Raw genomic sequence first — 12,350 nt, 5'->3', positions numbered from 1 at the left:
CTCTCGTCCAAACATATCAAAGGCTCTCACCCTCAACATGCCTAAACGCTAGCGCTCATTTCTATCTTCAAAGAGTTAAAAGATACCCCTATCCCCCACTCACTCCACCTCCCTCCTATCCCTTCTCTCTCTCCTCTACTCACTTGTCATACAACACGCCAAACCGGCTAAAACTTCGTTTAAAGCAGCCAATCGATCATCCGGCTATTTTAAACAGCTCAGGGACTTTATAAACTACGCCACTGATTGTCAACTATTTTCTATAACAATTTATAGATTCTTTTAAATGGTAGATTTCTTCAAGATACTACAGAAAAAGCATTAATCTTTCTTTAATTGTTTCGATGCGATCGCAACACCCGCTTTTGATGAATTAGACCGTTTACAAATTTTGCTGATCCATTGCCCCACAGATACCAGCCAATCAAGGTTAATTCCTGTTTGGATGCCCATTTTATTTAGCCCATATACCACATCCTCAGTCGCCACATTCCCACTTGCCCCAACAGCATACGGACAGCCGCCGAGCCCTGCAACCGAGCTGTCAACTACCGTAACCCCCATCTGTAATGCGACTATAATGTTGGCAAGCGCTTGCCCATAAGTGTCATGGAAGTGCACCGCTATTTTTTCAATTGGGACTGACCGCCTAACCGCGTCGATTAACGCATAGGTTTCTGAAACAACACCCACCCCAATAGTATCACCCAAGGAAATTTCATGACATCCTATATCCCATAATTTTTTTGATAACACCGCGACTTTTTGAACAGAAATTTTTCCTTCATAGGGACAACCTAGAACACAAGACAAATATCCTCTAACAGGAATTTTTGCCTGTTTGGCAGCGTGCATAACCGGTGCAAAACGTTCAAAACTTTCGTCAATTGTGCAATTAATATTACGCTTTGAAAACGTTTCTGAAGCAGCCGCAAATATGGCAACTTCATCTGCTTTGGCAGCTAGTGCAGCCTCAAACCCCATCAGGTTTGGCACCAAGCCTGTGTATGTAACATTTTGTATGCGATCAATCCCTGCAAACACTTCGGAAGAATCGGCCATTTGCGGAATTTTTTTAGGGAAACAAATGCCCCGGCTTCAATATGTCCAATACCCGCCTGTGCCAAGCGGTTAATCAACTCAACCTTGGTTTTTACATCTAAAATATTGGGTTCATTCTGCAAGCCATCTCTGGCACCCACCTCAACAATTTTAACTTTTTTAGGAAAATTTGTTAGTTGGCCAGTTAGTTGGAATGACATGATCCATTCCTTTATTCAAATGTGATTAAAGAGCTATTTTCTTGAACGAATTGCCCTGTCTGGCATAAAATTTGGGCAATCTTCCCCTCCGCTGGCGCCCGAATTGTGTGTTCCATTTTCATTGCTTCTAACACCAATAGAGGGGTGGATTTTTCAACCTGATCGCCAACCTTAACAAAAATCTGTGAAATTTTACCTGGCATGGGCGCGGTTAATTTCGTTATAACGCCCACTTCGTCTGCAGCCACTACCTTCAAAGGATCTATATAGGTAAGCTTATAATTTTTACTATCCATAGTGGTATGAAATTCTTGCTGGTTCCAATAAGTCGGTATATTCCATCGATCATTGGCAAATTCGATCACCAGGTTTGTTTGGTTTCCAGATACTATCCCTACTTCAAATACCTGCTGATTTATATGGATAGCCAAAAGCAAAGATTTATCCCTCTTTTTCTCCACATAGACTTGGGTTTCTTGATCTTGACCTTTAAAAGATAAGGTTTCCGCTTGGATATAATTCATACGCCAATTATGATCATTATACCAGGGAGAAGAGATAGCCTGATTTTGCCGTTTTTTCAAGAAATCGGCCGTTGCAGCCAATGCCAATTTTTCTTGCAAAGACGTTGATGGTTTAGGCAGCAAATCTTGTTGATAGGTCTGAATAAAATGGGTATCGATAGTACCCTTAACAAAGGCAGGGTGGTTCAATACGGCCTGTAAAAAATGAATATTATTGGTTACCCCTAAAACAATGGTCTCTGATAAAGCGGTAGATAAATTCTTGATTGCCCTTCCGCGGTCTTCCGCCCAACTGACCATTTTCATCATCATCGGATCATAATGGATGGTCACATCATCGCCCGGACGAATAGCGCAATCAACTAAAATATGTTCAGCTGCTGCTTTGGGTAATTGCAGATGATGGACATGCCCGCTTGAAGGCAGGAAATCACGATCTGGATCTTCTGCATATATGCGCGCTTGAATAGAATGACCATGGATTTTGAGTTCTTTTTGAGATAACGGCAAAGGTTTGCCGCTTGCAACCAATAATTGCCACTCTACCAAATCTTGACCGGTAATTTTCTCAGTGACCCGATGTTCAACTTGCAACCTGGTATTCATTTCCATAAAATAAAATCGGCCCTGTTGATCAACAATAAACTCAACCGTACCAGCGCCCTGATAACCGACTGCTTTTGCCGCATTGATTGCAACCTGTCCCATCTCTTGGCGAAGTTTAGGAGTCACCAAGACTGAGGGGCTTCTTCAATGACTTTTGATGCCGCCTTTGGATGGAACATTCCCGTTCAAAGAGATGCACGATATTGCCCTGTTGGTCGGCAAACACTTGGATCTCAATATGACGGGGTGATAGCAAATATTTTTCAACCAACACAGCTTCATCGCCAAAAGCGGCCCTAGCCTCCCTTCTTGCCGAAGCTAAGGCGGCCATAAAATCGGCTGGCTGATCAACCCGGCGCATCCCCTTACCGCCCCCGCCAGCTGCCGCTTTGATTAAAACAGGAAATCCAATTCTCTGGGCAGCTTGCAATAAAATTTTATCATCCTGCTGATCCGCCCGGTGGTGACCGGGTAAAATAGGCACCCCTGCAGCTTCCATCAGCTTCTTTGCTTCAATTTTTGAACCCATCGCACGGATAGCGGATGCAGGGGGTCCTATAAATACACGCTTGGCTTGTTGCACCGCTTCAGCAAAATTGGCATTTTCAGATAAAAAACCATATCCTGGATGAACGGCCTCGGCCCCACATCGGCGCAAGACATCCATAATATTTTCAATTTTTAAATAGCTTTCTTGGGCAGCTGTTGCCCCAACCCTATAAGCTTCATCTGCCATTTGGGTATGTTTGGCGGATTTATCAGCATCCGAATAAATAGCAACTGTGCGAATATTTAACCGCCGGGCTGTTTCCATAATACGACAGGCAATTTCCCCCCGGTTGGCAATCAATATCTTTTGGAACATGGCTTTATTCCTTATTCTTTGTTTTTTGCCAAGACGGCGGCATTTTTTTAGGAAGGCGTTGATACCTTCTTGTCCTTCAACGGACACACGGCGGCGGGCGATTCGTTCGGCAGTATTACGGATAAGGGCCATATTAATTGGTTGACCCGACACTTCGTGGACTAGTTTTTTGGCTTCCCGTTGCGCTAAGGGCGCCCCTTGCAATAAAGACTGAATAATTTTTTCAATTTCCAAATCCAGATCAGCCGGTTGGACAATAGCATGGATCAAGCCAATTTGTTGCGCTGTTCTGGCATCAAACGTTTCCGCCGTTAAAAAATAACGACCCGCCTGCCTTTCCCCGATTGCTTTAATCACATAAGGCGAAATAACGGCAGGAATAACCCCAATTTGACTTCAGACAAACAAAAAATTGCCGAATGGCTGGCCACCGCAATATCACAAGCAGCGATTAATCCAACCCCTCCCCCATACGCCGCACCCTGGATTTTAACGACGGTTGGTTTTCCCAAAGCATGGAGGTTTGCCATCATCCGAGCTAGACAAAGGGCATCTTCCGTATTTTCCTGTTCACTGAACCGCGCGACTTTCTGCATCCATTGTAAATCAGCACCAGCTGAAAATGTTTTGCCTGCTGCAGCCAAAACCATCACCCGAACGTTTGGTTCATTATCGATGTGGCGGAATATTTTTTCCAGTTCCTGAATTAAAACCTCGTTAAAGGCGTTATGAACCTCAGGCCTATTCAAGGTCACATAAGCAACCGAGTTTTTTATTTGAAAATCAATCATGTTACATCCGGAAAATGCCGAAATTTGTTTGCTCAATAGGGGCGTTCAAGGCCGCCGTTAAACTTAAACCTAGAACTTGCCTAGTATCAATGGGGTCAATAATTCCATCATCCCAAAGCCTGGCGCTAGCATAATAGGGGTGCCCCTGCGTTTCATATTGTTGCCGGATGGGGGCTTTAAAGGCATTTTCCTCATCAACAGACCAATTTTGTTTTTTTTGCCCCATGCTATCGCGCTTAATTTGGGCTAAAACATTGGCTGCTTGCTCACCACCCATTACAGAAATTCTGGCATTCGGCCACATCCACAGAAAGCGCGGGCTAAAAGCACGCCCGCACATACCGTAATTACCCGCCCCAAAACTACCGCCAATCAATACCGTTAATTTAGGCACCGCCGCACAAGCGACGGCATTCACCAGTTTCGCCCCATCTTTTGCAATGCCGCCATTTTCATATTTTTTACCCACCATAAATCCCGTAATGTTTTGTAAAAAAATTAAAGGAATAGATCTTTTGCAGCAGATTTCGATAAAATGGGTAGCCTTTAAAGAGCTTTCCGAAAATAAAATGCCGTTATTAGCAATGATCCCCACCAATTGACCATAAAGCCTGGAAAACCCACAGACAATAGTGCTGCCATATAAGGGCTTAAATTCATCAAATTCACTGCCATCGACAATACGGGCAATAACCTCGCGAACATCATATGGCTCACGCGTATCAGCAGGGATTATGCCATATAAATCTTGCGGGTCGTAAATAGGGGCCTGAGGATTAAGCACTTGCTGCAACGGCTTTTGCACATTCAACTGGGCAACTATTTGGCGGGTTAATGATAAAGCATGAAGGTCATTTTGTGCCATATGATCCGTAACGCCTGACAAGCGGCTATGAACTTCAGCCCCCCCTAATTCTTCTGGATCCACAATTTCCCCAGTTGCGGCCTTAACTAACGGTGGCCCGCCGAGAAAAATGGTGCCATTCCCTTTTACAATAATACTTTGATCGGCCATGGCGGGGATGTAAGCCCCACCCGCCGTACAAGAACCCATAACCACCGCAATCTGGGGGATACCCTTGGCAGACAAGCGCGCTTGATTATAAAATATGCGGCCAAAATGATCGCGATCCGGGAACACTTCGTCTTGAGCGGGCAAAAACGCCCCGCCAGAATCAACCAAATAGATACAGGGCAAGCGATTTTGTTCTGCAATTTCCTGCGCCCGCAAATGTTTTTTTACCGTTAACGGAAAATATGTGCCGCCTTTAACCGTGGCGTCATTGGCAACAATCAAACAATGTTGGCCATGCACCACCCCAACCCCTGTTACAATCCCTGCTGCCGGGACATCTCCGCCATATTGCTGGTAAGCAGCAAATTGGGAAAATTCTAGAAAAGCCGAACCCGGATCAACCAGATATTGGATGCGATCCCTGACCAACAATTTTCCGCGGCTTTGATGTTTTTGTTTTGCCTCTTTCCCACCCCCTTCCATAATAACGCTGACTTTATGGCGCAAATCTTGAACAGTTTTCGCCATCGCTTGATAGTTACGAATATAGGAGGGACTTTTAGGGTCCAGCAAGGTAGGTAATAAAGCCATATGAATAAACAGTTTAAAGGTGATTGATTAAAAGCTGGTTACCAAGGAATATTTTGGCCATCGTAATTCAAAAAATGCCCGCTGTCATTGATGGTCAGATTATTAATCACTTTACGCAAATGGGTAATACTTTCCGCAGGCAACAAAGGGGCGCTTTGTCCGCCCATCGCCGTCCGCACCCAACCGGGATGCAACATGACGACACCTACCCCTTTGGGTTTTAGCTCTACAGCCAAACTTTTCATCGCCATATTAAGGGCTGCTTTACTGGAACGGTAAGAATAATAGCCGCCTGTTTGGTTATCATCAATACTACCCATGCGGCTGCTAATATTCACCACTAACTTCTTTTGTCCCCGCTCTAAATGAGGCAGGAAGCTTTCAACCACATGGAATGGGGCGATACAGTTGACATGTAAAACCGAAAGCCAGCGGCGCGTATCTGTATTGCCAAAACTGTCGCCAAAACCACCAACACCGGCATTATTTAATACAATATCAATGGCATGGGAGGATAGTTCTTGCCCTAAAGACCTTATCTGCTGGTCTTCCAAAACATCTAACCGATGAACCGCCACTTTACCTTTAATGCTGGCCAAATCTTTTGAAGTGGAAGGATTGCGGCAGCAAGCAATGACGTGCCAGCCATCGGCCGCATATTGTTTCACAAATTCAAGCCCAAGCCCCCTATTTGCACCTGTTACCAAAATTGTTGGCATCATAATCCCTTTCTTTGGCAGCTGATTTGATGGCTATCATAATGGATAATTTATCTTAGAGTTCAATACATATTTTACTAAAGCAATCCAGAGCACCCCATGCACATCATAAACTTTCCACAATTCCAAAAACCAAATATCCACATAGAATCTACCGATCACTTGTTATCAAAAATTACTTATTGTGTCTGCCGGAAAAGCTCACGACCAATCAGGATACGCCTGATTTCAGAAGTTCCGGCCCCAATCTCATATAATTTTGCATCCCGCAACAATCGCCCGGTTGGATATTCATTGATATACCCATTCCCCCCCAACACTTGAATCGCTTGCAAGGCCATCCAAGTGGCTTTTTCCGCGGCAAATAAAATGACGCCAGCCGCATCAACCCGGCTGGTTTGGTTGCGGTCGCAAGCTTGGGCAACCGTATATACATAAGACCTAGCCGCATTCATCACCGTATACATATCGGCAATTTTTGCCTGCATCAGTTGGAATTCACCGATGGGTTGGCCAAATTGTTTGCGTTCATGGATATAAGGCAGCACCACATCCATACAAGCCTGCATAATGCCTAACGGCCCACCGGCCAAAACCACCCGCTCATAATCAAGGCCACTCATCAGCACTTTGACACCCTGATTCTCAAGTCCTAACAAATTTTCTGCTGGTACCAAACAATCGCGGAATACTAGTTCGCAAGTGTTGGAGCCGCGCATCCCCAATTTATCCAGTTTTTGGGCAGTTGAAAAACCCTTCATCCCCTTTTCGATGATGAAGGCAGAAATTCCCTTAGATCCAGCTTTCGGATCAGTTTTGGCATAAACAATTAAAACATGGGCATCCGGGCCATTGGTAATCCACATTTTATTGCCATTTAAGATATATCCCTTAGGTGTTTTATCCGCTTTCAACCGCATACTGACCACATCTGAACCGGCCTCGGTTTCACTCATGGCCAAAGCCCCAATATATTCGCCGCTGATAAGTTTGGGTAAAAACTTAAGTTTTTGTGGTTCAGTGGCATGACGGCGCAATTGATTGACACATAAATTGGAATGGGCCCCGTAACTTAAGCCCACACTTGCGGAAGCACGGCTGATTTCTTCAACCGCAATCACATGTTCTAAATAACCAAGGCCGGTGCCACCATGTTCCGGTTCAACCGTGATCCCAAGCAACCCTAAATCGCCAAATTTACGCCACAAATCGTTGGGAAAGCTGTTTTTTTGGTCTATTTCCGCGGCACGCGGGGCAATTTCAGCCGCCGCAAATGCTTGCACACTGGAACGTATCATGGCGGCAGTTTCAGGTAATCCAAAGTCTAACATCGGCAATTTGTTATAAATGGTCATTCTTTTTTCTCTGCTCTTTTAAGGTTTATTGATAAAAATGATAGGGGATTTTATGCCTTCAAATCAGGCATTTATCTAAGTCGTATTACAATTCTATTTTAACCGCCCCTAAAAGCTGGGCACCCCGCGATGCCATGAAATATAACCCCATATGATGAGTTGCTTGCTGTGGGTGACACAAATGAAGGGGCAATTTCTTTTCCTCCACTTCTGCCCTTGGCAGATCAAAGGTGGAGCAACCTTTTTCATACACCCATATTTTTTCAACTTTTCCTAACATCCCGTGATTCCTTGCTGATAATAAGGTCAAAACCAAATCCATCACACAAATATCGGTACAAATACCTATGACTAATAATTCTTGCAATTGATGATGCTTAACCCACGTAAGGAGTTGATTGTTACCTGAATGGTCATATGCACCAATGAAACCGTTGATACAATCTTTTCGGATCAACGTGACTGATTTTTCCCTTTCCAGCCATTTTAATGCAGGTACTAAATCTTCTTCCCCTGTTCCCACCACACAGTGGCTGGGATAGGGATATTCTTGTTGCTCGGGACGATGGGTATCAAGCAAAGCAAGAATTGGCTTATGCTGACTGCAAAAGAGTTTTGCCAAATCATTTGCCTCTGCAACCATTTGGACAATCTGCTGATTCGGTTGCTGGGGTGCCATATTTCCCGCGCCTGTTGTTGCAAAACCATTGACGATATCAACGATGACTAAACCGATTTTTTCTTCTTTTCCAATCGTTTTTGCCTGCAACAATAGTGGCATCTGTTGGTTTAATAATTTTTCCAATACGACTTCTGGAATTACCTTGTTGCTTTTACCTGCCATTTTATTTCCCATAAACTTTAGCCATCCCTGTCTCAATATTCTATTATAATATAGGAATTTTTATTAGCGGCATCATCTAAAATTTTTCTGATGGTTTCAAAAAACATAAAAACATGATGTGCCTAGGCATTTTAAAATAGATATTTTTATTTTTAGGTGATACCATCATAAACTATTGACAGGCGTTACTAGAACCATATGGGCTAAAAATTTTTTCTTCTTAAAAATCACGCCCTCTCCAAGTGACAACCTTCAAATTATCTAAAAATATCACAGCGAATCGTTTTTTAATTTGATCCCATTAATACATCTTGACATATTTTCATGCCCACATACAAGATGTGGTATGGATGAAGTTTCTTCTCCAACAATTAAGAAATCAATCATCGCTTTCATCAACATGTAATCTGTACAGTCCGATTTTGGACGCAGGTTCATTTTTATTAACACACCCAGCAACGGGGAGCACCACATGGACGGCGGAAATCGTTTTTTCAGCAACCACATTGATATTGATACCAACCGTAACGATTTGCTGACCGATTTCGGGAAGGCTACCCTTTCTGATCGTTATCTATTGCCGGGCGAAGACTATCAAGATTTATTCCTAAGGGTCTCCAAAGCATATGCGGATGATACCCAGCATGCCCAACGGCTTTATGATTATATGAGTAAATTATGGTTCATGCCAGCCACCCCCATCCTTTCTAACGGTGGAACCGGGCGAGGATTACCGATTTCCTGCTATTTGAATTCGGTCCATGACAGTTTGGACGGGATTGTTAACACCTGGAATGAAAATGTGTGGCTGTCATCACGCGGCGGTGGAATCGGCACTTATTGGGGCCATGTACGTTCGATTGGTGAGCCCGTTGGCATGAATGGCAAGACTTCCGGTATTATCCCCTTTATCCGCGTGATGGACAGTTTGACCTTAGCTATTAGCCAAGGCAGCCTGCGCCGTGGCTCTGCTGCCGTTTATTTGGATGTAAACCATCCAGAAATTGAAGAGTTCCTTGAAATCCGCAAAGCATCGGGTGATTTTAATCGTAAAGCTTTGAATTTACATCATGGAGTTTTAATCACCGATGCTTTTATGCAAGCAGTGCGGGATGATACGCCTTTTGATCTAAAAAGCCCCCGCAGCCACCAGCCGATTCGCAGCGTGAATGCGCGCAATTTATTTCAGAAGATTGTTGAAACCCGTTTAGCCACAGGCGAACCTTATTTGATCTTCATTGACACGGTAAACCGGCAACTGGCCCAACATCAGCAATCATTAGGGTTGAAAGTTACAACTTCCAATTTGTGCAGCGAAATTATGCTGCATACTGGCTTTGATCATTTGGGTAATGACCGCACCGCTGTTTGCTGCCTTTCTTCCGTTAATTTGGAAAAGTGGGATGAGTGGCACCAAGAACCAAAGTTTATCGAAGATATCATGCGCTTTTTAGACAATGTGTTACAGGATTTTATTGATCGTGCCCCCGACAGCATGAAGCATGCCAAATACAGCGCCATGCGGGAAAGGTCAGTGGGGTTAGGCGTGATGGGCTGGCACAGTTTCTTACAATCCCGCATGATTCCCTGGGAAAGCGCCTTGGCAAAATCTTGGAATATGAAAATGCACCGCCATATCCGTGAACAGGCCGATGCAGCAAGCATGTATCTGGCTAAAGAACGTGGCCCGTGCCCGGATGCGGCAGATGTCGGTGTTATGGAACGATTCAGTCACAAAATTGCCATTGCCCCAACTGCCTCTATTTCCATCATTTGCGGCGGCACATCCGCAGGGATTGAACCAATTCCTGCCAATATCTATACCCACAAAACCTTATCCGGATCTTTTGCCGTTAAAAACACCCACCTTGAAAAATTGCTGCAGCAGAAAAATGCCGATCAGGAACATGTATGGCAATCGATTTTGGAACATGACGGATCGGTACGCCATCTTAAGTTTTTGACAGAAGACGAGAAATCGGTTTTCCGCACAGCCTTTGAAATTGACCAGCGTTGGTTGCTTGAATTTGCGGCTGACCGCACCCCGTTTGTTTGCCAAGCCACATCATTAAACCTGTTCTTGCCGGGTGATATTGATAAATGGGATTTGTTGATGCTGCATTACCGTTCTTGGGAAATGGGCGTTAAAAGTTTGTATTATTGCCGCTCTAAAAGCATCCAGCGGGCCGCTTGGGCGGGCGGGGTTGAAGCTGATAACACGATTGAACACCGCAAAGTCATTGCTGAAACCAAAGATTATGATGAATGTTTAGCCTGCCAGTGATCTTCACGGCTATTTACGTCTTATCCCCCGATTCCTCTTCATGATTTACTATGGTGAAAACATGTCCTTACTGAAAGCCAGCAAAATCTATAAACCTTTTTCTTATCCTTGGGCCTTTGATTATTGGAAACGCCAGCAGCAAATCCATTGGATGCCTGAAGAAGTTCCGTTGGGCGAAGATTGCCGTGACTGGGCCCGGAAATTGACAGAAAATGAACGCAATTTGTTAACCCAGATTTTCCGCTTTTTTACCCAGGCCGATGTGGAGGTGCAAGATTGTTACCATGACAAATATGGGCGCATTTTTAAACCCACCGAAGTCAAGATGATGCTGGCAGCCTTCAGCAATATGGAAACGGTTCATATTGCAGCCTACAGTCATTTATTAGATACAATTGGGATGCCGGAAAGCGAATATTCAGCCTCTTTAAGATATAAAGAAATGGCTGATAAACATAATTATATGCATTTTTTTAACGTTGAAAATGACGGAAATGTCGACCGCACCTTAGCTATGTTCGGCGCTTTTACAGAAGGGTTACAATTATTCGCAAGCTTTGCGATGTTGCTGAATTTTCCTCGCCTCAATAAAATGAAGGGAATGGGACAGATTGTGACCTGGTCGGTGCGCGATGAATCGCTACATTGCGAAGGCATCATCAAGCTGTTCCATGCCTTCTGCCAAGAAACGGGTTGTTTAACGCGCGCCATTAAAGATGATATTATCGATTGTGCCCAAACAGTGGTTAAATTAGAGGATGCCTTTATCGACCTGGCATTTGATATGGGGCCGGTTGAGGGGATGGCGGCGGCTGATATCAAGTCCTATATCCGTTATGTGGCGGATTGGCGTTTGGGGCAATTGGGGTTGCCAGCTGTTTACAGGATTGAGTCACATCCCTTGCCTTGGTTAACCAGTATGTTGAATGGGGTTGAACACGCTAATTTCTTTGAGACGCGGTCAACGGAATATTCCAAGGCAGCAACCCGTGGCGATTGGGAAGAGACATGGGATCGGTTTGGACGTCGCTTACAGGCACAACAAACCTTAACCAATGAACAATCTGCCTTGATTAGTCAAAAATCACCGTCATTATTATAATTATAAATAATGAATCTTTGTGAAAATATACAAGGATGACTGGTTTTTGCGTAAAATTGATGCTGATTTTGAGAACGTGACCGTCATTAGTTAGTCAAGAATAGACTGTTAATTCAAGCTTTGAAGCCGCTGATGAATATGAAGGGGCGGGAATAACCCCCAATTTTTTTTTTTTTTTGTTTGGCCCCGGGGCGCGGGCCCCTTTTCCCCTTCCCCCCTTCCTTTTTTGTTTGGTTTTGTTTTTTTTTTTTTTTTTTGGGGGGGTTTGACCCTGGCGAGTGGGGGAGGGGGCCCACCCCCCCCCCCCCCCCCCCCCCCCGGGGGGCCCCCCCCCCCCCCCCCCCAGCCCTCCCCCTGTTCTTTTGTCGGGTCTAGCGCCTCAAAACTCCCCC

The 12,350-nt window shown here is 44.5% G+C and carries 6 protein-coding genes and 3 pseudogenes; 2 read left to right on the top strand and 7 right to left on the bottom strand.

Going from position 1 to position 12,350, the window contains the following annotated elements; translation table 11 throughout:
• Positions 1-321: 321 nt before the first annotated feature.
• The 7 genes and pseudogenes from IPP67_07105 to IPP67_07075 form a co-directional block, all read right to left on the bottom strand.
• A pseudogene (locus IPP67_07105) lies at positions 322-1,262 on the bottom strand (hydroxymethylglutaryl-CoA lyase).
• An 11-nt stretch (positions 1,263-1,273) separates the two neighbouring features.
• Positions 1,274-3,257, bottom strand: a pseudogene (locus IPP67_07100) (ATP-grasp domain-containing protein).
• A gap of 42 nt (positions 3,258-3,299) precedes the next feature.
• Positions 3,300-4,048, bottom strand: a pseudogene (locus tag IPP67_07095) (enoyl-CoA hydratase/isomerase family protein).
• 1 nt (position 4,049) lies between these two features.
• The gene (locus IPP67_07090; protein MBL0338917.1) at positions 4,050-5,654 is read right to left on the bottom strand and encodes a methylcrotonoyl-CoA carboxylase; all 1,605 of its coding nucleotides are present in this window, start codon (positions 5,652-5,654) and stop codon (positions 4,050-4,052) included.
• A 38-nt stretch (positions 5,655-5,692) separates the two neighbouring features.
• Positions 5,693-6,373, bottom strand: coding sequence for an SDR family oxidoreductase (locus IPP67_07085; GenBank protein ID MBL0338916.1), 681 nt, complete (start codon positions 6,371-6,373; stop codon positions 5,693-5,695).
• A gap of 179 nt (positions 6,374-6,552) precedes the next feature.
• Positions 6,553-7,728: an isovaleryl-CoA dehydrogenase gene (locus IPP67_07080; GenBank protein MBL0338915.1), complete on the bottom strand. Its 1,176-nt coding sequence runs from the start codon at positions 7,726-7,728 to the stop codon at positions 6,553-6,555.
• Between the two features lie 85 nt (positions 7,729-7,813).
• Positions 7,814-8,509 carry an isochorismatase family protein gene (locus IPP67_07075; GenBank protein MBL0338914.1) on the bottom strand — a complete coding sequence of 232 codons (696 nt, stop codon included), beginning with the start codon at positions 8,507-8,509 and terminating at the stop codon, positions 7,814-7,816.
• Between the two features lie 535 nt (positions 8,510-9,044).
• Between IPP67_07075 and IPP67_07070 the strand changes: the two genes are divergently transcribed.
• Entirely contained in the window at positions 9,045-10,856 is a 1,812-nt protein-coding gene (locus tag IPP67_07070) for a ribonucleoside-diphosphate reductase subunit alpha (protein ID MBL0338913.1), read from the top strand.
• Positions 10,857-10,917: 61 nt separating this feature from the next.
• Positions 10,918-11,958 carry a ribonucleotide-diphosphate reductase subunit beta gene (locus IPP67_07065; GenBank protein ID MBL0338912.1) on the top strand — a complete coding sequence of 347 codons (1,041 nt, stop codon included), beginning with the start codon at positions 10,918-10,920 and terminating at the stop codon, positions 11,956-11,958.
• Positions 11,959-12,350: the final 392 nt, after the last annotated feature.

The sequence above is a fragment of the Rhodospirillaceae bacterium genome, from assembly GCA_016722635.1.
Classification (GTDB): Bacteria; Pseudomonadota; Alphaproteobacteria; order JAEUKQ01; family JAEUKQ01; genus JAEUKQ01.
The sequence above is the reverse complement of the archived record's forward strand: the minus strand, read 5'-3'. Positions and strand labels throughout refer to the sequence as shown.